This window comes from uncultured Psychrobacter sp. (assembly GCF_947488565.1).
In the GTDB taxonomy this organism is placed as follows: domain Bacteria; phylum Pseudomonadota; class Gammaproteobacteria; order Pseudomonadales; family Moraxellaceae; genus Psychrobacter; species Psychrobacter saeujeotis.
On record NZ_CANKZC010000001.1, the window covers coordinates 880,474 to 901,612 of the forward strand.

A 21,139-nucleotide genomic window follows, 5' to 3' on the forward strand; every position below is an offset into this window, starting at 1 on the left:
CCAGACAATAAAAAAATACCCAGATGAATTAACATCTGGGCAGGAGGAAAGCTGTATGGCTGCTATTGATTTATGCTTGAAGCTTGTGCACTTTATAAGCAACCTTTATAGCATGTTACTGTTATTATTATTCGTTTATTAAGTTTGATAATGCTGTATAACTGACTATAAATTATGTTACTGATAAGACTGATTTGAGGCTTTAGGCATAACGATCCATAAGATAACGTAAATTAATATGCCAGGTACTGCTGCACTCAACGTAGAGATTATTACAAACAAGAGGCGTACCCAAGTTGGTGACCAACCTACATACTCTGCAATACCTCCCATCACACCAGCGATCATACGGCTGTTTTGTGAACGATGTAATTTTGCTAATTTACCCAAAATTCATACCTCTTCTTTTTTTACTTTCAATTAGCGTTGTTATTATAAAATGCGTGAAAATCATGTTTTGAACAATTATTACAAAACCAAACTGCTATTAGCTCAACTTTTAGTAAAGATCCTAATAATGTTTGTTTGCGCATTTGTTGTTTTTTTGACTTGAGATAATTATAGCAATGATTTACTTAACATCTGTTATTCATGTAGGTATGCTTTGTGAATTTATGCTACTTAAACTTACCCTAATCTATCGATGACTACCTCTAACTACCTGATTTTAAATAGGTATTTCAAAATGTTTCAGCGGACACTTTGTTACGCTTATCTTTCTCTTATTCTACTGGCAGTTTGCTCTGTTACTTTCGATATAAAAGTATGGTTAGTCAATAATGGATAATTTTATCGTTTGATATAGTAACGTATTAAAATAGACTCACAAAAACCAAGCAGTAGTTTACAATAAGGTACCTGTATCAGAGCGAAAAGCTTTATATAGTCTGTGCTAAGTAAGGCTCTGTGTCATATAATCCATGATAAATAACAGATAAAAATTTGAGCAATAAGATATTTGATAAGTCACTTTTAGAGAACAACTTAGGGAACAATATGTACGATAACGGCTTGATGATTGGACACTTTGAACCGCTACACTTAGGACAGATGCGTAGCATTCTAGACGCTGCAGGACAAGCAAAATCGTTACACATCATCATTACCGCTCATCCGTCACCGCATCCAGACTTCACGATTACGCTACAAGATAAAGCCCGCTGGCTCCAGATGGCTTGTGCAGATCTGCCGTTTATCCACATTCACACAACTCATGAGATTGAGCTGCCACTACATGACAGCTTCGATGATGTAACAATCGATATACCTGCTAGCAATGCCAAACTACAACGTGTAATTGAGGCGCTAGACTTACCAGTAGAGGCCGTTTTATTCGTCGCGGATAATCATCCATTGGCGCAGAGCGACATTCATGAGCAATTACTGATGACAGTCGTCACTACCCCACTTCAGCCTGAATTTGACTCTTATGCTATCGCTTGTGATCCCATCGCCCATTGGTCAGCGATTCATCCACAAGCACGCGGTGATTACACCAAGACGGTCGCTATCGTTGGCGGTGAAAGCTCAGGGAAGACCACTTTAGTCCATAAGCTTGCTAACTATTATGGGGCGAGTTTTGCGTTAGAGATGGGACGCTTGTACGTAGGGACGGACTTAGGCGGTAGTGAAATTGGTCTACAATACAGTGATTATGGGCCTATTGCGCTTGATCATGCACAGGCCATTCGAGATGCTACTGCTGTAGCAACCGCCCCTATTACTATTGTTGATACAGATTTTGTGACCACACAAGCATTTTGTGAAGAGTATGAAGGTCGTACTCACCCATTTGTCACTGCCAGTATTGACGAGTTTCGCTTAGACCATACGATCATGCTAGATAACAACACACCATGGGTTGACGATGGCATGCGCTCATTGGGAGACCCTGATGCACGTGGACGTTTTGAGCAGCGTCTTATCGATATATTTGCACGGCATGATATAGCACCATATTTGATCGATGAACCTGACTACGACGCTCGCTATCAGCAAGCGTTACGATTTATCGATCAGTATATTTATGGTAAAAACATACCAAAATCATAGTTTAAAGTTTCACTATAATCCGAAGTTTCGGAGATTCACGAATACCACATTTATAATAATATCGTTTTTGTCAGTATCTCCCTGATATATTTTTAGGAAAACAAGTTATGCGCATTCAGCTATTAGATAACATTACTGGAAAATGGTCCATGCAATGGATTGTTATCTGGTTCATTTGCGGTGTGGTTGCACTATCTACAGGCTTTTGGCTCACTACAGAACATACAACCCTTGATATGTTTTATTTGGGAGTCTCTTTTGTCGGCTTGATCTGTGTGGTGTCGCTGTCATTTCGCAAAAACGTCATGGGTAACGGTCTTGGTATGGCGGCGACCGCTGGTGAGGTGGTCGTACAAGCAACGTCTGGTGCAGTGGGCTTGATGCTTGCGCCGTTATTTAACTTTTTTACCCATGTCTATGGGTTGTTTTATTGGTCCAAGCACACCGACCTCGATGGGGACATGGTACCTAAATCAGCCAGTAAATGGGTTTGGCTTATCACCGCCACCTTTATTGTCATTGGTTTAGCACTATTTCCGACAGTCAACGACATACTAGCAAGCTATGGTTATGCTGTTGTAGAAGACGATAATAGTAAGTTTTTGGGCGTCATTTCTTTTTTTTGGATCAACGTCTTAGCCTTTGTACTGTCTATTACCGCACAGGCTGCTATGGTTCTGCGCTATTCGTTTAACTGGTGGCTGTGGATTGTCGTCAACTTCGTTTGGTTAATCGTAAACTTAATGTCTGGCAACTATATTTTTGCTATTCAAACCATGGTTTATCAAGTCAATGCCTTTATCGGCTTATACGAATGGCATCGTAGCGAGCAAAATGCAGTAGAAATTTAAAGTTAATAAGAATATTAGATAGTTAAATGGCGAATAACGCTACCAAAACAAGGCCTTATGACTGCATGGTCTAGCTAATAGTATGGTAGATTGTCTTAGATAGTGTTAAAACTGATGGTTCAGTAATGACTTAACTACCCGTAAGCACTCAAACACTAACAAGGAGGTTAGTATGTCGCGTATCAATCGTACAGGTATGTCCAAACGTACACTCGAACAATGGCTCACTGAGTACTCTGTCAGCCACCAAAACTTAGTCAATAAGAAAATCCATTGGCTTTGCGTCCCGACTATCTTTGTCAGTCTGTTAGGGATGGGAATGTCGCTATCGGTTTGGTTCACTCTGGTACTTAGTGCTTTGGTATTACTATTTTATATGCAACTTTCTACGCCATTATTTATGGCAATGGGAGTTTTCATTCTTATTTGTCTGTCAGTGATGAGTTTGCTGCCATGGGGTTTTAAGGTTTGGGCCGGTGTTTTTATTGTCGCTTGGATTGGACAGTTTATCGGTCATAAGATTGAAGGCAAAAAACCATCGTTTTTTGAAGATTTGCAGTTTCTATTGATTGGCCCAGCTTGGGTAGCCAACAGCCTTATGGGTGGCAAAAACAGCTAACAACCACCGTTTAACAGCGCAACGCTTTATGTTTAGCGCGCTATGTAGCCACAACTTACGTATTGATAGTTTTTATACCTAAAAAAGCGCCACCTATTAACTGGATGGCGCTTTTTTTAGCTCTTCATCTTTCACATTACTGAGCTTTGGTATTATTTACCAAATACTTTCATACGTTCTTCTACTGGTTTAAACTCTTTATCGCCAGCTGGCTGCTCGATAGCACCGAATACCATTTGTGCATTCAACTCCCAGTCATCAGCGATATTCCAAGTATCAGCAACTTGCTGATCGATAACCGGATTATAATGTTGCAAGTTTGCACCAACATCGATGCTTGCCAATGCTGTCCAAATCACATACTGATGCATGGCGCTGGTTTGGTGTGCCCAGATTGGGAATTTGTCCGCATATAAAGGTGCCGCTTCTTGCATGTTTCTGACCACGCCTTTGTCTTCAAAGAATAATATCGTACCGGCGCCCGCTTTAAAGCCTGCGATTTTATCTTTTGTCCCTTGAAACTTCTCATCATCACCAACTATAACCTTCAAGGTCTCTTCAGTAATATCCCATAGCTTTTGATGGTCATCACCGAATAATACAACAATACGCGCCGACTGAGAGTTAAACGCTGATGGCGTATGCAAAATAGCATGCTCAACCAGTTTAACGACCTCATCATTAGACACTGGCAGCTTATTGCTTAGTGCATAGATAGAACGACGTTTTTCAGCCAATTGTTGTAGATCTTTTAGGTCTGACATAGATTTTCTCCAAATTATTAATGTGTATTGATTAAAATAAACGCTAGATGAGTATGATTAAAAAGTCATATTTGATAACCATACTCTAAATTTATCCAATTTATTATAAAGAAAACTGTAGTATAGCCGTATTTTCTTTTTGTAATAAAACTTAACTATTATTGCTTATTCAGAAGATAATTTAACTTATTGATTTACTGTTAAACTACCCTTTAAAGCCATCCGGCAGCTCTGGAGCTGGCAAACGCTTCATGTCAGAATCAACCTCACCAAAGCGCTCATGACCGTTGTTCCAGTCAATGATGGATTGCTCAATCTCTTCTTTATTATCAGCGACAAAGTTCCACCACAGCAGTACTTGATTGTTTAATGGCTCACCGCCAATAAACATCACCCGTGTACCTTTTTTGGCGACAAGCTTGATGCTTTCATTATTAGCAACATCATTATCGTGAAAGCGTAATAGCTGATCTTGCGGGCAGACTTTGCCCTCAGACTCAATCTCGCCTTCTGTAACCAAAATCCCATACTCAAAGCCTGGCTCTAGGTTCAGCGTGACTTCACCGTCTTCGACCCAGTACACGTCGATACCGACCATTTTTGAGTACTGTATGGTTGGCGCTTCATATCGCTCCCCTGTGACACTGTTATAGCTACCGGTCGTCAGAATCATCTGGGCGCTATCTTCCGTCCACGTTGGTAGCTCTGGATAATGATGGAAACTTGGCTCAATCTCTTGATCGGTAGGCAATGCAATCCATAGTTGTACCATGCTTATCGCACGCGCTGCATCTGGTGAGCCGCCCGTATCTGGAAAGACACTTTGCTCAGTATGACTGATACCGCGATTAAAGCCTGTCCCTGCAGTCATGACGTTGACTTGGTTTTTGGTAATAACTTGCTCGTTACCCAAGCTGTCTTTATGCAATACTTCGCCATTTAACATCCAGCTAAAGGTTTGTAAATTGGTGTGCGGATGACGGCCAACTTGCATGCCTGAGTCATCTTCATCAAATTCAGCAGGGCCTGCGTGATCCAAAAAGCACCAAGCACCAATCGGTTTTTTGCCTGTATTAGGTAAAAGACGGGCTATTGGAATACCGCCAACATCTGCCAAACGCGGTTCTAGGGTTTCGATACTCATGGTTCACCTTTTATGATCTATTATGTGATAGTCAATGTAATGAAACTGATACAGCCTGATATACGGTATGTAGAAATAAAAGTAGCGCTAAAATATAACTGTTATAAGCATCTGACACGCTACTTTTAAATCGTACTTTATGGTTCAACATCTTTTAAATATTAACATTTCAAAAGACGTATCTTATAAGCTCGAAGTGGCTTATAAACTCATCGGCACTTCCATTAGTAGTACTTTAGCATTCTCTTCTACATCCATCGTGAAGTTCTTAGTATCCCAAACACCAAGGCCATCACGAGTATCTAAAGTGTTACCGTTTACAGTTACTTTACCGCTGATAACGAATATATAGACACCGTTACTAGGGTCATTTAGCTGATAAGTCTGGGTCACGCCTTTATCAAAATCACCCATGCTAAACCAAGCATTTTGATGAATCCATACACCAGCATCGTCCGCATTCGGTGACAAGACTTGATTGAACGCATTTGGCTGCATGATCTCATCCATGCGTATTTGCTGATAACGAGGCGCAACGCTCATTTTATTTGGAATGACCCAAATCTGTAAAAATTTTACATCCTCTTTGTCATCACCATTCATCTCACTATGCGTGATACCAGTACCAGCAGACATGACTTGAATTTCACCTGTCTCAATGATGCCATTGTTTCCAATATTATCGCCATGCCCAAGCTTACCTGCTAACGGAATACTGATGATTTCCATATCGCGATGTGAGTGCTTACCAAACCCCTGACCACCGATCACAAAGTCGTCATTGATGACGCGTAGTGCACCAAAACCCATACGCTCTGGATTGTGGTAGTTTGCAAAGCTAAAAGTATGACGGCTTTTGAGCCAGCCATGGTTTGCATCGCCACGAGAATCTGCTGCATGATAGATAGTTTTCATAATTTATCCTTATTAATTGATGCGTTAGACACGTTTGAAAATCTATGATTAACGAACTTGTCTAAACAATGGAGTTATTATAATTGTTGTCAAAGAAGAGATAAACGTGGTAAATAGCAAATGACTATTCTCATTTTTAGAACAATAACCAAGTAATATAAAGCTAACAGAATGTCAGCTATAAACTGTTAGCATATTAAGTCAAGGCTTAGAGCACAACTGACCGTTAATGTTTTATCATTTATAATAAAAGGAATTCCAATATGTCTGACAAACCAACACTAGACTATGACGTTATCAATAACACAGATAAGAAGCGTTTTGAGATTCATATCGATGATCAAATTGCCCTCGAAGATTATGAATTTTTTACCACCAGTCAAGGTGAAAAAGGCATTGAGTATAAACATACCGAAGTGCCAAAGGAGCTCGGTGGTCGCGGTATCGCTGGTTACTTAGTGAAATACATCTTAGACGATGCAGCGGCTAAAGGTCTACGTGTCAAGCCAACTTGTCCTTATGTTAAGTCCTATATCGATAAGCATTCTGAATATCAAGATAACTCTGTATTTCACAACGCTACGCCTTAACTCACATTTTGAACATCACATTTCAAAGACAAAAAAACGCCATGCTAAAAAGCATGGCGTTTTTAATTTAACGATAAACTATTTAATCTTTTTCAAAAACTTTTACCTTTAATGGTTTACTCATTGAAGATTAGACTGTCGTGATTGAATAGCCCTACTTTAGCAAATAATAAATTAATAGAGCGACTTAACAACACAGGAAGCTTTTAACCAATATTTTGTAAAAATTCTTTGTCTCTGGCCAAAAATGATAAATAGAGTACGGGCAGTACAAACAAACCAACGGCCCAATAGCTCAACTTGACATACAGAACAGCGCCTAACAACGCGCCTATTACAAAGCTTATGACTAGTGCTGAGCTATGTCCCAACTTTTTAGCATTCTTAGACGTTCTATTTGATAAGTAGTCTGATAGACCTATCCCTAGTTGCGTCGTATTGCCAGTCATCAGTACCGTTGGACTCATGTGCTTGATGACTGTTTTGCTAGCAGTATTACGAATCGCCAACGCAGTCAAACCCAAACCGCCAGTTATTGCAACGGTAATACCGCCTGCATCGATAAAAGGTTGAAAAGACAAGCCTGCAATCATAAATGCGGTCAAAAACACTGCTTCAGCTAATAATAAGTGACTCAGTAACAGCTGCTGTTTTTTGCTTTTATCTATGTATATCTTCGTCACTACTACCGTCAAAATAAACAATGGTACAGACGCAAGCTTAATCCATAGACCATCTTCGCCTTTCACCAGACCGCTACCTGCCAGCACCAAGTTACCAGTCACATGAGCGGTAAAAAACCCAAACAAGGTGATAAAGCCAATAGTATCGATGGCACCACCAACGACTGTGAGTAACACTGGCGCTTGATAACGTTGCCAAAAACTTGGCGAATAGTTATTTTGAGCGTCACTCTTATCATGCTTAGATGAAGTATTATGCACTGGTATTTCCGGCAAATATGACAAACTCATTAACGAACTTTTGCAAGAATTTTTGCGTACGGTCGCTGACATTGCCTTCATCGTCCAAGCTGTCAGTTGCATGACCCAAGTACACTTCAGGGCGGATCATCATCTGTGCCGATAGCATCTGCATGCTTTTACGGACATCAAGGCCGCTAGCTCTGCCACCATAAGTGCCAGGAGATGCCGTCACTACTGCGACTTTTTTGCCTTCCCACACACTCTGTTTATAAGGGCGAGAAGCGATGTCGATGACATTTTTTAAGGCAGCGGGCATGGTGCGGTTATGCTCTGGTGTGACGATTAATACTGCATCAGCATCTTTAATCTGCTTACGGACACGATCATAGCTGTCAATCGTCTGGTCATCATAATCTTGGTTATAAAGAGGCAAATCTGCGATATGCACTTCTGTCGCTGTGACGTTATCAGGTAACTGCGACACTATAAACTCTGCAAACTTACGATTGATTGATGCCTTTCGCAAGCTGCCAATAATAAGGGCTACATTTGTCGATGTACTCATGATGACCTCCTTCGTACTGTGCATTAATTATTTTAGTAATATTTGATATACCGTTACTTATAATTTTTATTAGTGTAACGTTGTTCTTCTTGGTGCAGGGTCTTTATCGACTGAGTAAGCGCCTGGACCATGAGCAAATATCATTAAAAAACCACCCGCCATAGCGATGTTTTTCATAAATGGGTTCATCTGTGATTCATCATTCCAAAATTGATGGAAGATAAGTGCAGAAACGATGTTGAATCCAACAAATAACAATGATATTAGACGTGCTTTAAAGCCAATTAAGATAGCAATACCGCCTAATAACTCAAGTGCAATCACTAGCGGTAGCAAGATACTTGGTACGCCCACCGATTCCATATAACCTGCTGTCGCCGCGTAACCTGTAATCTTATTGAACCCTGAAAAAATAAAAATCATCGATAAAAACAGACGACCAATAGGAGCGCTTATGTCTTGTAATTTATCCATTGCCATTCTCCATTAATGAAAATATATGTTTAAGTTCTTTTCGTTTGGTTATTCAATGAGCGTATTGTAGGTGTTGACTATGCTTAGATAAACAGCAATAATCTCAAATATATGTTCTTTTTATCAGAACAATATTAAGGTATTTATCAACTTGTTGCTCACGTAAGAACTTTTATAAGCGAATCATTTACGAAAAACGTCCTATGTAATATGGTTAAAACCTATTCACTTGTATAGCAGAGTTTAGTTAGGAAAGTATTAAAGACTCTATAAAAAGTACAAAAAAATAACGGAATTACACATCTCTTGATAGTGTTCGGCTTTAAATAAAGCAGTTCTTTGCTAAACTTATTACTTCTATGTATAAGCAGTAATTAATAATATAGTTTCAGATTCAATCAGTTTTATGCTGACGGCCAAAGGAAATACCATATTTACTAAACCCCTTACTTACCTATACGTACACACTTAAACGTACTTAATTTACTTATCTAAAAAGGATTATTTATAATGACTTTGAAATCTATCAAACAAGCGAATCGTGCCATGACTTTTGCAGCCATCAGTGCGCTTGGTATGCTTAGCACATTAGGTCATGCAGCGACTTATGAGCTAGATCCCAAACATACTGCAGTACGCTTTTATGTCGATCACTTTGGCACTACGACCAACAGCGGCGGCTTTCATAATCTATCGGGTACTCTTGAGTACGCACCTGAAGAGCAAAAAGGTTTTATCGGCATTACCATACCTATGGGTAGCTTAAGCACAGGGCTCAAAGCTTTTGATGGCCATCTAAAATCCGATGATTTTTTCAATGTAGAAAAATACCCAACCGCTTATTTTAAATCTACTGATTGGGTATTTGATGGCAATGAAGTCAAATCAGTGAAAGGTGACTTAACCTTACTTGATGAGACTCATCCTGTGACTTTAACAGCCACTAAATTTAACTGCTACGACAGCCCTCTATTAAATGCTGAAGCTTGTGGCGGTGATTTTGAAACCACTATCGACAGAACCAAATGGGGTATCGATACCTATACAGACGGCGGTATGATGAAAGATGTCAAATTGGTCATTCAGGTAGAAGGCAGTAAACAAGCAGATTTAAAGTAAGCAAACCTTAAATAATAATGGTTCGTCCACTTAAGACAATCTGTACTACAATGAAGCTGGGTTTTTTAACTCAGCTTTTTTGATTTTGTGAAAGTGTTTGTGGGAGTGTTATGCAGACAATCTCCCTTATAAAGCAATAAGTTAAGATAACAATAGGGCAGCTAAAATGGGACAGCTAGAAGATATGGCAATGTTTGTACGCATTGTCGAAGCCGGTAGTATTACTAAGGCTGCTGAGCAATTGGATGTTGCCAAGTCGGCTGTGAGTAGGCGACTAAAAGATTTAGAGTCTCGCTTGGGCAACCAGTTGATAAGTCGGACCACGCGGCAGTCTAACTTGACCGAGGCTGGCGAACATTACTATCGACAAGCAAACAATATCCTCAGTGAAGTGGACGCACTTAATGAGCAGACCAGTGGTGCACCCACACGCATTGAAGGCACGCTCAAAATGACAGCGCCCCTGTCATTTGGGCTTATGCATTTAAATGATGTGATCGACGAGTACGCCAATCAACATCCCAACCTAAGCTTTGACTTGGATTTTTCAGATCGGCATGTGGACTTAATTGAGGAAGGATATGAGTTAGCCATTCGTATTAGAGAGCTACAAGACTCAAGCTATCAGGCAAAGCGTTTAGCGCTGATTCGTTATGCGCTCTGTGCCAGCCCTGAGTATTTAGAAAAGATGGGAACGCCTGAAACGCTCGAAGACTTAAAAGAACATGAGTTTTTGCAGTATGGCCTTAGTAAAACAAGCAATCTAGAGCTCACTGACGCGCAAGGGAAAAAGCATAATTATACAATAAACGCAAAAATCAAAGCGACTAATGGTGAGTTCTTAGTAGATTTGGCAGTGAAAAATCATGGTATTATTTTTATACCAACTTTTATTGCTTACCAAAGATTGGCCAAAGGTGAGCTAGTCCCTATTCTTGAGCAATATCAATTGCCCACACTCAACGCCTATGCGGTTTACCCAAAAAACCGCTTTTTATCACAGCGCTGTCGCCATTTGATCGATTTTATTGCAGAGCGTTTTGGTGACGACCCTTATTGGGATGAATTCTGATGAACATATCTTGTAGCGATCAAGTCATGGTTACCGCTTCCATGTCTGCTTTAGGTGAGCTAAAGATTGAGAGAGCGGTTAAATCAATGTTAAAAGGGGTGGAAAACCGCGAGTTTTTAGTCGTACCAGGCGTAATGGCGAACTTAATAAGATTACAGCTACGTTTTTTCCCAGTGAAATGGGTAAATTGGATAAGTAATAAGAGCGTGGCATTGCCTATAAAAAAGTAATTTGCTATGAAGAAGTAATTTGCTCATCAACTTGTAGATATAAGCCAAGCATATTGCTTGGCTTTTTTATGGCTAATAACACCTTTCACTATCGCATCTACATAATTCCCACCGAACTAAGACAGTAACGGATGGTAGATGTTTTTTCGATACTCTACTCTGTTAAATCACCAGAGCAGTCTTGCAAAGTACAATAAACGCATACTACCTAAAATAGGATAATAATAATGACCGATTTAACAATAAAAAATGCTCAATTAATGGGTTATCAGTACCCTGTCGATATTCACATAAAAGATGGACATATTGCTAATATAGACGTTGTAGAAGACGATATCACTGATAACGAATCGGACAAAAAGTCTAAAACTTCCAAAAACGTTTACGATGCTAAAGGCAACTTTGTGTGCTCAGGGTTTTTTGAGAGTCATATTCATCTTGATAAAGCCTGCATTTTAGATCGTTGTAGCGTACAAGAAGGCACACTTCAGGAGGCGGTTGAAGAGACAGGTAAAGCCAAAGAAAACTTTACTGAAACCGATGTGTTTGAGCGCGCCGCAAAAGTCATTGAGATGGCAATTAAAAAAGGCACAGTGGGTCTGCGCACTTTCGTAGAGACTGACGAAAAGACAGAATTACGTAGCTTTGAAGCAATCAAAAAAGCACAGGATAAATATGCTTTTGCCATCGATATAGAGATATGCGCCTTTGCTCAGTCAGGCCTCACCACCAAACCCAAAACTCATGAGCTGTTGCAACAGGCGCTTGAGCAAGGCGCTGATCTAATAGGGGGTTGCCCGTATAAAGATGAGAATCCAGACCAACACATCGAGATGATATTTGACATTGCTGAGCAGTTTGATGTCGATGTCGACTTTCATTTGGATTTTGATTTAGATCCACAAGGTTCAAGCATTCCAAAAGTAGTAGAAGAGACTATTAAGCGTGGCTATCAAGGCCGCGTCTCTATCGGTCACGTTACCAAACTGTCAGCTATGGATAAAATGAAGCGCGGTGAGATGGCAGGATTGCTCAAACAAGCGGGCATTACCTTGATTGTACTGCCAGCTACCGATATTTATATCAATGGTAGTAATTATGAGTCTTTGATACCTAGAGGCACGGTCAATGCTAATCAATTCGCTGAGCTTGGTATCAATACGGCGATCTCTAGCAACAATATTTTGAACGCCTTTACACCTTATGGTGATGCGTCCTTGGTAAGAATGGCCAATATGTATGCCAATATTGCACAGTTATCCACGGACGATGAGCTTACCGACACCTTTGATATGATCACCAAAAATGCTGCCAAATTACTAGCGGTTAAGAGCGACATCATCGTTGGTGCGCCAGCAACGCTCGTCGTATTAGAAGCCAAAAGTGCCGTAGAAGCGATCCGCACCAATGCGCAAGCGCTCGCGGGTTTCAAAAATGGCAAACAGACTTTCAATAACCAAGCGGCTGAGATTTACTTTGAATGAACACACTTGAATCTTTACTAGCCAAAAGAAGCAGAAAAATTTTATCGTAATGTATTTAAGACATTAAGGTTAAGACAACAAAAACGCCATCTAATTGAAAGTTAGATGGCGCTTTTTTTGATGCTTTTATAGCGTTACTCTTAACTCAAGGTTTGTACACCACCGCCATTAACGAAAATGGTCTGACCACTTACCCAAGTTGAGATTGGCGCAGCAAAGTATAGCATGGCTCCTGCGATATCGTCCGCTTCACCTAAGCGCTTAATAGGTGTATGTGAAAGCATTTTTTTCTCAATTTCCGGCGTTAGTACCGTTTCTAAAGCATGCGTACGCGTGGCACCAGGGCCAACAGCGTTGATACGCACCTCAGGGCCAAAGTCATGGGCTAAATTGGCGACCATGTGATTGACAGCGGCTTTTGAGCCTGCATAACCACTCATATTTGGATCTTTATTGACACTCGACATTGAAGTGGTAAACACGATAGACCCGTAGCCTGATTTTTTCATGTACGGCACACAGAGCTGACACAAGCGCCAGCCACTAAAAACGTTTAGCTCAAAGTCGCGGCGAATATCATCTACTGAGATTTTAGTAGGATCTTCTTTACCACCGCCACCACCGCCAGCGTTATTGATTAAGATGTTAATCGCTCCAAACTCTGTCACTACTTGATCGACCATAGCGACTAAATCATCATCTTTTAGGATATTGCACTCGACCGCTAAACCTTTGACCCCTAGTGCTTCGATATCTTTAATAGCAGCTTTAGCGTCTTCTAACTTTAGATCAGCAATAGCGATACTAGCGCCCGCCTCTGCTAAACGCATTGCAGTTGCTTTACCAATACCGTTTGCGCCGCCTGTGACGATAGCCACTTTACCTGACAAATCAAATAGCTCATTGAATGCTTTATGTTGAAACTTCTGCATACTTATTCCTTATAATTATTATTTATATAATTGTTAGATAGTTATCTATGATTTGATTGTCACTCTTGTTCAAGTGCCAGTAATAAGTATGCGCTTATTAATTTAACTTAATGTGACAGATTGACCATTTTTTGTAACGGTTATTTATAAGTTGATTTTGTTTAAATAAATGATATAAATTTGGACGTATAAAATAAAAAAACCAAAAAACGAAATAATGTAAATTTTACACATAAAAAAAGCCTCACTATAAAGTGAGGCTTTAGTACTCTTAAAGAGCCATATTTGGAGCGGGATAAGAGATTCGAACTCTCGACCCCAACCTTGGCAAGGTTATGCTCTACCACTGAGCTAATCCCGCTAAATATCAAATTGCAGTGTTATTGATAACGACTACGTCTCGATAGGCTGGCTATTTTAGCAAAAATCCTGAGCGTGTCAATATCTTTTTTAAAGTTTGTGATTAATATTATCAATATCCAGCATTAGATCACGTTAAGCATCTATATAACCTATTGATATAGCAAAAATTATCATTAACTCACAATAAAGAATAATAAGACCATCCATCATCGCCTTAATTACAGGAATACGTTGTTTTGTTACTTTTTCCACCTTTGTTTTTCATTATTAACATTATTATACTTATGTTTAACAAAAGTTCGGGTAAAATTTATTGGTAGCGTAGGTAAGCTGACAAACAATATGAAAATTTAAATAATAGTCTGTTTATTTACTAGATTAGCTTTGATCAACTTTTTACTATTTATAATGAGGATATTTATCATGAGAAAAATGCTTACCACCACAGTGATGGCAGCTTCTTTGTCGGCACTCACTTTAACAGGTTGTACAAGCACAACCAATAGCGGTGCTGTTGGTGTTGATCGTCAACAGTTCTTATTGGTTTCTAGTGAACAGGTACAACAGCTATCAGCTCAGAGTTATAATAAAAACCTACAAGAAGCTCGCAAGCGCGGTCTGCTCGACACCAACAAGGCCCAACTTAATCGCCTAAAAAACATCTCTAATCGTCTAATTGGTCAAGTTGGTACATATCGTCCAGACGCTGCTAAATGGCAATGGGAAGTACATACGATAAAGTCTGATCAGCTCAACGCCTTTGTTATGCCAGGCGGTAAAATCATGTTCTATTCAGGTATTATCGATCGCCTGAATTTGTCTGATGATGAGATCGCTGCAATTATGGGTCATGAGATGTCTCATGCACTTCGTGAGCATTCTCGCGAGCGCCTCTCACGTGAGTATGCAACTCAAACAGGCATCGGTGTCGCAGCGAGCATCTTTGGTCTATCGCAAGGACAGGCCGAGCTTGCAAACGTCGCTGGTGATCTAGGTCTGAGTCGTCCGCATAGCCGCACTCAAGAAGCAGAAGCTGATCAAATCGGTTTAGAGCTAATGGCACGCGCAGGCTACAATCCACAAGCTGCGATTACCTTATGGCAAAAAATGCAACGTGCCAGCCAAGGCGAGCCACCACAATTTTTGAGCACTCACCCAACCAGTAGCAATCGTATTGCGCAATTGCAATCATTGATGCCCAAAGTCATGCCGCTCTATCAACAATCACGTCGTTAATTCAATCACGCCAGTTCAGATTGGTTATAAAGCAGAGTACAAACCATGGTTTGCACTCTGCTTTTTTACTGCTGTCGTCAAAAGCTTAACGTCTATTGAATGATAAAGTATCACTAGTAGTGTCTGCTATAATAGCGATCATAAATCACCGAAAAGTGCTAATACGTAATAGACGCTGACACGATATAAAAAAGGACTGCTATGAGTACTACCCCTACCGCTGATGCACTACATGCTGAGCTAAAATCATTACAACCGCAGTATATTGAGCTAATTAATGAATCAATGAACCACGCTGGTTATTTTGAAGGAAAAGAAAGTCATTTTAAACTTACCATCGTAAGCGATGCTTTTGAGAGTAAGCGTTTGGTTGCTCGTCATCAGCTGGTTTATGGTCTAGTCGCGCCCCTACTCACTTCTCAAGGCGGCTCGGTGCATGCACTGGCTATTCATGCCTATACGCCAACAGAATGGCAAGGTCAAAGTCCAGAAAGCCCATTGTGTGCTGGACAAAACAAATAATAAACCCTACTTGAATAATCATCAGGCACAAATAATAAGTCTAATTGCCGTAACCTTAGAGGAGACGATACTCAATGAAACACTTGCATATGCTAATGGCAGTATTGGTAATTGTATTGTTCTTATATCAAAGCTATCTAGTATTAAGTGCCAATAGACGCGCGCCAAAGATGGTAAAAATAGCCAATCATATTGTTTATGCTTTAGTTATCTTATCAGGGGCTTTGATGTTGATGCAATTAATGAGTGCAAACGCCCCTATACAATGGGTATTTGCCAAAATTATTTTACTTGTCGCTGCCATCAGTGCAAGCATAAAAGCCTTTCACAATCATGCAACACCTATTCAAAGAAAGACAGGGATTTTAATTTCAGCGATTGCATATATCGGTATTGTAATACTTGCATTCACAAAACCTGCAAACTTGTTTTAATATTGAAGTAATATTAATTTAATACACAATGTTTACGTATGAATGAGTCTATAAAAGATCATTTAATAATCAGCGTACTTTAAATGTTAGTGATTGAAAGTATGTTCATTAAGAGTACAATAACAGCAATTACAACAACTTAGCCTTATGGAGCCATTATGAATATTCTTACCGCCGCAACCCTAGTGGCAACAGTTGGCGCTTTTGGTCTTGTTGGCTGCGCCTCAACTGGTAATATTACCCCGCAATATGTGCCACCAAGTACCTATCAAAATTATGACTGCCAAGCACTTAGTCAAGAATATAACCGTATAAACCGTTACGTTGAATCGGCTCGTAATCAGCAGTCAACGTTGTCTGCTTCAGGGGTAGGTGTCGGCGTCTCTGCTGGGCGCTGGGGTATCTCGCCTAATATCAGCTTTGGTGTGGGTAAAAGCAACAATACCAAAGCACGTGATGCTAAACTTTCACGGCTCTACGGCGAACGTGATGCGATAGTCCAATCTGCTCGTATCCAGCGCTGTGGCTTCGTCAATGGCATCAAAATTTATGGCGAATAAGTTAAAATAATTTGCATACAGTACTGATAAAATACTGTCTTTAAGTCACTAAAAAAAGCCAATACGCCATCGACGTATTGGCTTTTTTGGTTTGCAAAAACAAACTCAAACCAGTTGTTATGTTTGTAAACTATGTACCCATTGGGCAATCTGCTGGCTTGGCAGCGCACCCGACTGTCGCGCGATCTCTTTGCCGCCTCTAAAAGCCACCATCGTCGGTAAGCTACGAATATTATAGGGCGCGGCAGCTTGCTCGTATTTGTCCGTTTGGACTTTAGCAAAGACTACTTGTGGCAACTGATTGGCAGCCGCTTTAAACTGCGGTGCCATCATAATACAAGGCTGACACCAGCTCGCCCAAAAATCAACGATAGTCAGCACGTCATTTTTTTGAATGACTTTACTGGCCGTTTGTGCGTTTAGCTCATGAGGGCTGCCAGTTAATAATGGTTGACTGCATTTACCACAGTTTGGTGCAGCGCTAAGCCGTGCAGCTGGCACGCGATTGGTCACTTGACAATGTGGGCAGACGAGATGGCAATTTTGCTCATTCATTATAGAACTCCTATACAAATAGCAAAGACAATTATTGATAGCAGTGTAGATCTTTATTTCTTATGTCTTCATTTATGCTGAGACTTGTAGTAGTAGCTTAACGCTTGCAAGTGTTCATGCCAAGCATTCTGTACAAAGGGCAAAAACGGAATAATCCTGTTAGCAAAGGTATTAACCCAAGCACACCCCATAAGCTTTGATAATATACTCCCAGCCCAATAATGATCAACCCAGCTATAATACGTAACGTTCTCTCAGTACTTCCGACATTTGCCTTCATTTCTGACTCCTTAAGCTTTATCGCTTAGTATTTTAAAAACAAGTTAGCCAGTAGCTTTATTTCAATGCGTTAATCGGTACCTTTAGATAGCGAATACCATTGTCTTCTGGCGACGGTAAATGACCAGCATCAATATTGACTTGCACCGCTGGAATGATCAGACGCGGCATCTCAAGAGTGGCATCACGGCGCTCGCGCATTTGCACAAATTCCGCCTCGTTAATACCCTCTTTTACATGGATATTACCCATTTTTTGCGCTGCAACTGTAGTCGTCGGGCAATGCTTGCGACCCTTACTTGGATAGTCATGACATAGATACATGATGGTATCCTCAGGAAGTGCCAACAGTTTTTGGATAGACTGATACAGTGTTTTAGCATCACCACCTGGGAAGTCACAGCGCGCTGTACCTACATCAGGGGCAAACAAAGTATCACCGACAAACACCACTGTTTTTTCTTTATCAGCAGCGATATAGGCCATGTCAGCACGCGTATGACCTGGCACATACATCGCCGTAATAGTAATGCTCCCAAGCTCTAATATCTCACCATCATCTATCAAGATATCAAACTGACTGGCATCGGTACGAAAACGGGTATCAAAGTTAAAGATTTGTTTAAAGGTTTTTTGTACTTCGGTGATATGCTGACCTATCACTAACTGACCGCCAAGCATTTCTTTGACATGAATGGCCGCTGATATATGATCTGCATGTGCATGGGTCTCAATGATATAGACCAGCTCCCAGCCTTGCTCGCGGACAAACGCAATGACTTCATCGATGCTGCTGGTGGCAGTGTGGCCAGATTTGGCATCAAAATCCAATACTGGGTCAATGATGGCACATAACTTTTGCTCAACATCAGCGAGTACGTGTGTGTACGTTTCAGTATCGTTATGTAAGAAAGAATGAACTTGCATGCCAACCTCGCTATAAGAATGTTTGAAACTTTAAATAACACTTAAGTATGATATCGAATCGTATATAATATTTGACATACCGACTACTTATCTATGTCTAACAATATAGCAATAATTATACAATTTATCAATTTATATAATGTAAATAGTGATAACTTGATATAATTGGTGATATCATTGATAATGAACCATATATTGTTAGATAATAATACAAAACATATTGCTATCTTATTTAAGGAGCTCATTCTGACTACTTCTATTTCAGCACTGAGTACATCTACTCACAGTATAGATGACGATGCATTGTCTAATTCAGCAGACTTTGCCCCTATCGATCTTGCCGAACAAATGCAGCAAGCATCCATGCAAGCCAGCCAACTACTAAAATCGCTCTCACATCCTGATCGCCTGCTATTATTGTGTCAGCTAACTCAAGGTGAATACTGCGTCGGCGAGCTTGAAAGCTTGGTCGGTGTCGGGCAGCCAAGTCTGTCACAACAGCTAGGTATATTGCGTAAAGATGATCTGGTCGCTACTCGCCGTGAAGGCAAGCAAATCTACTACAGTATTGCAAGCGATGATGCTTTAGCGGTACTAGAGTTACTGTATCAACGTTTTTGTGCCAAGGCAGAGCAATAATGTAGTGCTGCATTCAAACACTTGAACGTAGTATAAAAATGCTATCCATTGTGATAACGATTTTTGATGTGATGACGTACTAACATGCCCACTATCGCTGCTCGCTTGATTCCTACATGGCTGCGTCAATACCAGCTTACAACCTTACCAACTGATGTCATCGCTGGATTGGTCGTAGGGGTACTCGTCATTCCGCAGAGCCTTGGCTATGCTGTACTGGCAGGGTTACCGCCCGTTTATGGTCTATATGCAGCCATTGTACCCGTCATCGTCTATGCCTGGCTTGGTTCTAGTAATGTACAAGCAGTCGGTCCCGTCGCCATCACTGCGATCATGACGGCCAGTAGCCTACTACCTTATGCCGATAGGGGTGCTGAGCAGTATGCGCTGATGGCAAGCCTTCTTGCATTTATGATAGGAGCGCTGCTATGGCTAGCTGGGCGTCTTAAACTTGGCTGGATCATGCAGTTTATCAGTCGCGGGGTCTCAGCAGGATTTGTAAGCGGAGCCGCTGTCCTAATTTTTATCAGCCAGCTTAAATATTTAACCGATATTCCCATCTCTGGTAGCAGCTTAATCAGCTATTTATCGAGTATGCAGTTGTATGCCCGTCAGTTACATCCGTTGACGCTATTTATTGGTACTGTCGCCTTCGCGCTTTTGGTAACAAATCGCTATGCAAGCAGATGGGTATGGCGCACATGGCTATCATCGTCTTATACCAAATGGGCGGAGCGCTTGTTCCCACTTATCTTACTTGGTATCGCAATTTTGCTGAGTATGGCATTGAACTGGAATGCGCTTGGAGTGGCGACCATCGGTAGTATTCCGCAAGGGTTGCCAAGCTTTACGGTACCTCATGTGCCAGATGTTCAAGAAGCGCTTAGACTGCTACCAACAGCAGGACTGATGGCGCTTATTATCTTTGTGTCCAGCAGCTCAGTTGCTAGCACTTATGCCCGGCTACGCGGTGAAAACTTCGATGCCAACCGTGAGCTGACTGGACTTGGACTTGCCAATCTATCTGGCGGACTGTTTCAAAGTTTTGCGGTCGCTGGTGGCTTTTCACGTACCGCCATCAACGTTGATTCAGGCGCTAAAACTCCGGTGGCCAGTCTGGTTACGGTGTTAGTGATGATTGCCGCACTGATCGCTTTTGGTCATGTACTTGCTCCACTACCTTATGCTTTGCTTGGTGCAACTATCATGGCCTCCATTATTGGACTGATTGACATTGACACGTTAAAGTCTGCGTGGCAGCGAGATCGATTAGATGCAGCAAACTTTGTCGCCGCGTTTGCAGGCGTGCTAATATTCGGATTGAATATTGGACTGGTTATCGGTTTGATGGTATCGTTCGCCAGCCTTATCTGGCAATCGAGTAAGCCGCATGTTGCCATCGTTGGACAGTTAAACGGTACAGGACACTTTCGCAATATCAACCGTCATAATGTAGTGACTTTTAATAATTTATTACTATTGCGTATCGATGAGAGTCTATTCTTTGGTAATAGCGAGTCAGTACACCTGCGTATTTTAAACGCTTTGCAGCGCTACCCAGACGCGAATGAACTTATCTTAATCATGTCCGCAGTCAATCATATCGACCTGACTGCGCAAGAAATGCTCAGCACACTTAATGATGAGCTAGCGCTGCAAAATAAACGCCTGCATTTTAGCTTTGTAAAAGGGCCAGTCATGGATATAATTGGTCATACTTCACTGATTACCAAGCTATCAGGGCAGGTGTATCTAAGCACTTTAGATGCTGTTAACGCATTAAAAGAATGCACTAAAAGATAGCGAGCGATGACTGAGTTTTTACGACATAGCATCAATTGCTGGTGTCGTCTGTCACAAAATATCGTTATGATAGAGTACGTATTA

At 40.9% G+C, this 21,139-nt stretch carries 25 protein-coding genes and 1 tRNA gene; 14 read left to right on the forward strand and 12 right to left on the reverse strand.

What is annotated here, in order from left to right:
• Positions 1–177: 177 nt before the first annotated feature.
• Positions 178–390: a PspC domain-containing protein gene (locus tag Q0890_RS03540; protein ID WP_299217695.1), complete on the reverse strand. Its 213-nt coding sequence runs from the start codon at positions 388–390 to the stop codon at positions 178–180.
• A gap of 564 nt (positions 391–954) precedes the next feature.
• On the opposite strand from Q0890_RS03540, the gene nadR reads away from it, so the two are divergent.
• The 3 genes from nadR to Q0890_RS03555 all read left to right on the forward strand — a co-directional run bounded on the left by nadR (position 955) and on the right by Q0890_RS03555 (position 3,522).
• On the forward strand, positions 955–2,052 hold the full coding sequence (nadR, locus tag Q0890_RS03545; RefSeq protein ID WP_299218006.1) for a multifunctional transcriptional regulator/nicotinamide-nucleotide adenylyltransferase/ribosylnicotinamide kinase NadR: 1,098 nt from the start codon (positions 955–957) through the stop codon (positions 2,050–2,052).
• Positions 2,053–2,159: 107 nt separating this feature from the next.
• Complete coding sequence (pnuC, locus tag Q0890_RS03550) at positions 2,160–2,903, forward strand: nicotinamide riboside transporter PnuC (protein WP_299217697.1); 744 nt, start codon at positions 2,160–2,162, stop codon at positions 2,901–2,903.
• 172 nt (positions 2,904–3,075) lie between these two features.
• Positions 3,076–3,522, forward strand: a complete 447-nt coding sequence (locus Q0890_RS03555; RefSeq protein ID WP_299217699.1) for a DUF962 domain-containing protein — start codon at positions 3,076–3,078, stop codon at positions 3,520–3,522.
• Positions 3,523–3,674: 152 nt separating this feature from the next.
• On the opposite strand, the gene Q0890_RS03560 is transcribed toward Q0890_RS03555, so the two are convergent.
• From Q0890_RS03560 to Q0890_RS03570, 3 genes are all read right to left on the reverse strand, one after another.
• Entirely contained in the window at positions 3,675–4,286 is a 612-nt protein-coding gene (locus Q0890_RS03560; protein WP_299217701.1) for a nitroreductase family protein, read from the reverse strand.
• A gap of 205 nt (positions 4,287–4,491) precedes the next feature.
• Positions 4,492–5,430 (reverse strand): pirin family protein, encoded by a 939-nt coding sequence (locus Q0890_RS03565; RefSeq protein WP_299217703.1) that lies wholly within the window; start codon positions 5,428–5,430, stop codon positions 4,492–4,494.
• A gap of 201 nt (positions 5,431–5,631) precedes the next feature.
• Entirely contained in the window at positions 5,632–6,345 is a 714-nt protein-coding gene (locus Q0890_RS03570) for a pirin family protein (RefSeq protein WP_299217706.1), read from the reverse strand.
• Between the two features lie 263 nt (positions 6,346–6,608).
• On the opposite strand from Q0890_RS03570, the gene Q0890_RS03575 reads away from it, so the two are divergent.
• Positions 6,609–6,935 carry a GNAT family N-acetyltransferase gene (locus tag Q0890_RS03575; RefSeq protein ID WP_299217709.1) on the forward strand — a complete coding sequence of 109 codons (327 nt, stop codon included), beginning with the start codon at positions 6,609–6,611 and terminating at the stop codon, positions 6,933–6,935.
• A gap of 206 nt (positions 6,936–7,141) precedes the next feature.
• Here Q0890_RS03575 and Q0890_RS03580 read toward each other — a convergent pair whose 3' ends face one another.
• The 3 genes from Q0890_RS03580 to Q0890_RS03590 form a co-directional block, all read right to left on the reverse strand.
• A complete protein-coding gene (locus Q0890_RS03580; RefSeq protein ID WP_299218008.1) occupies positions 7,142–7,795 on the reverse strand; it encodes a YoaK family protein in 654 nt (217 codons plus the stop codon).
• Between the two features lie 76 nt (positions 7,796–7,871).
• Entirely contained in the window at positions 7,872–8,426 is a 555-nt protein-coding gene (locus tag Q0890_RS03585) for an NADPH-dependent FMN reductase (RefSeq protein ID WP_299217711.1), read from the reverse strand.
• A 69-nt stretch (positions 8,427–8,495) separates the two neighbouring features.
• On the reverse strand, positions 8,496–8,900 hold the full coding sequence (locus Q0890_RS03590) for a DoxX family protein (protein WP_299217713.1): 405 nt from the start codon (positions 8,898–8,900) through the stop codon (positions 8,496–8,498).
• 510 nt (positions 8,901–9,410) lie between these two features.
• On the opposite strand from Q0890_RS03590, the gene Q0890_RS03595 reads away from it, so the two are divergent.
• The 4 genes from Q0890_RS03595 to Q0890_RS03610 all read left to right on the forward strand — a co-directional run bounded on the left by Q0890_RS03595 (position 9,411) and on the right by Q0890_RS03610 (position 12,805).
• Complete coding sequence (locus tag Q0890_RS03595) at positions 9,411–10,019, forward strand: YceI family protein (protein WP_299217716.1); 609 nt, start codon at positions 9,411–9,413, stop codon at positions 10,017–10,019.
• Positions 10,020–10,185: 166 nt separating this feature from the next.
• Complete coding sequence (locus Q0890_RS03600; protein WP_299217718.1) at positions 10,186–11,091, forward strand: LysR family transcriptional regulator; 906 nt, start codon at positions 10,186–10,188, stop codon at positions 11,089–11,091.
• Entirely contained in the window at positions 11,091–11,321 is a 231-nt protein-coding gene (locus Q0890_RS03605; protein WP_299217720.1) for a hypothetical protein, read from the forward strand. Before Q0890_RS03600 ends, Q0890_RS03605 begins: the two co-directional genes overlap by 1 nt.
• 227 nt (positions 11,322–11,548) lie before the next feature.
• Complete coding sequence (locus tag Q0890_RS03610; protein WP_299217723.1) at positions 11,549–12,805, forward strand: amidohydrolase family protein; 1,257 nt, start codon at positions 11,549–11,551, stop codon at positions 12,803–12,805.
• Between the two features lie 140 nt (positions 12,806–12,945).
• Here Q0890_RS03610 and Q0890_RS03615 read toward each other — a convergent pair whose 3' ends face one another.
• Together Q0890_RS03615 and Q0890_RS03620 are read right to left on the reverse strand one after the other, a co-directional pair.
• Positions 12,946–13,737, reverse strand: a complete 792-nt coding sequence (locus Q0890_RS03615) for a glucose 1-dehydrogenase (RefSeq protein WP_299217726.1) — start codon at positions 13,735–13,737, stop codon at positions 12,946–12,948.
• A 286-nt stretch (positions 13,738–14,023) separates the two neighbouring features.
• Positions 14,024–14,098: transfer RNA gene (locus Q0890_RS03620), tRNA-Gly, on the reverse strand.
• Between the two features lie 425 nt (positions 14,099–14,523).
• On the opposite strand from Q0890_RS03620, the gene Q0890_RS03625 reads away from it, so the two are divergent.
• From Q0890_RS03625 to Q0890_RS03640, 4 genes are all read left to right on the forward strand, one after another.
• Positions 14,524–15,336, forward strand: a complete 813-nt coding sequence (locus Q0890_RS03625; protein ID WP_299217728.1) for a M48 family metallopeptidase — start codon at positions 14,524–14,526, stop codon at positions 15,334–15,336.
• A 201-nt stretch (positions 15,337–15,537) separates the two neighbouring features.
• The gene (locus tag Q0890_RS03630; RefSeq protein WP_299217730.1) at positions 15,538–15,858 is read left to right on the forward strand and encodes a BolA family transcriptional regulator; all 321 of its coding nucleotides are present in this window, start codon (positions 15,538–15,540) and stop codon (positions 15,856–15,858) included.
• 74 nt (positions 15,859–15,932) lie between these two features.
• Positions 15,933–16,292, forward strand: a complete 360-nt coding sequence (locus Q0890_RS03635) for a SirB2 family protein (RefSeq protein ID WP_299217732.1) — start codon at positions 15,933–15,935, stop codon at positions 16,290–16,292.
• A 158-nt stretch (positions 16,293–16,450) separates the two neighbouring features.
• Entirely contained in the window at positions 16,451–16,852 is a 402-nt protein-coding gene (locus Q0890_RS03640) for a hypothetical protein (RefSeq protein ID WP_299217734.1), read from the forward strand.
• A 117-nt stretch (positions 16,853–16,969) separates the two neighbouring features.
• On the opposite strand, the gene trxA is transcribed toward Q0890_RS03640, so the two are convergent.
• From trxA to Q0890_RS03655, 3 genes are all read right to left on the reverse strand, one after another.
• Positions 16,970–17,407, reverse strand: coding sequence for a thioredoxin (trxA, locus tag Q0890_RS03645; protein ID WP_299217736.1), 438 nt, complete (start codon positions 17,405–17,407; stop codon positions 16,970–16,972).
• A gap of 97 nt (positions 17,408–17,504) precedes the next feature.
• Positions 17,505–17,687 (reverse strand): DUF2892 domain-containing protein, encoded by a 183-nt coding sequence (locus tag Q0890_RS03650; RefSeq protein ID WP_299217738.1) that lies wholly within the window; start codon positions 17,685–17,687, stop codon positions 17,505–17,507.
• 56 nt (positions 17,688–17,743) lie between these two features.
• The gene (locus Q0890_RS03655) at positions 17,744–18,613 is read right to left on the reverse strand and encodes an MBL fold metallo-hydrolase (protein WP_299217741.1); all 870 of its coding nucleotides are present in this window, start codon (positions 18,611–18,613) and stop codon (positions 17,744–17,746) included.
• 348 nt (positions 18,614–18,961) lie between these two features.
• Here Q0890_RS03655 and Q0890_RS13690 point away from each other — a divergent pair, with 348 nt between their 5' ends.
• The gene (locus tag Q0890_RS13690) at positions 18,962–19,252 is read left to right on the forward strand and encodes a metalloregulator ArsR/SmtB family transcription factor (protein WP_345832191.1); all 291 of its coding nucleotides are present in this window, start codon (positions 18,962–18,964) and stop codon (positions 19,250–19,252) included.
• Positions 19,253–19,336: 84 nt separating this feature from the next.
• Positions 19,337–21,055 carry a SulP family inorganic anion transporter gene (locus Q0890_RS03665; RefSeq protein WP_299217746.1) on the forward strand — a complete coding sequence of 573 codons (1,719 nt, stop codon included), beginning with the start codon at positions 19,337–19,339 and terminating at the stop codon, positions 21,053–21,055.
• The last annotated feature ends 84 nt before the right edge of the window (positions 21,056–21,139 follow it).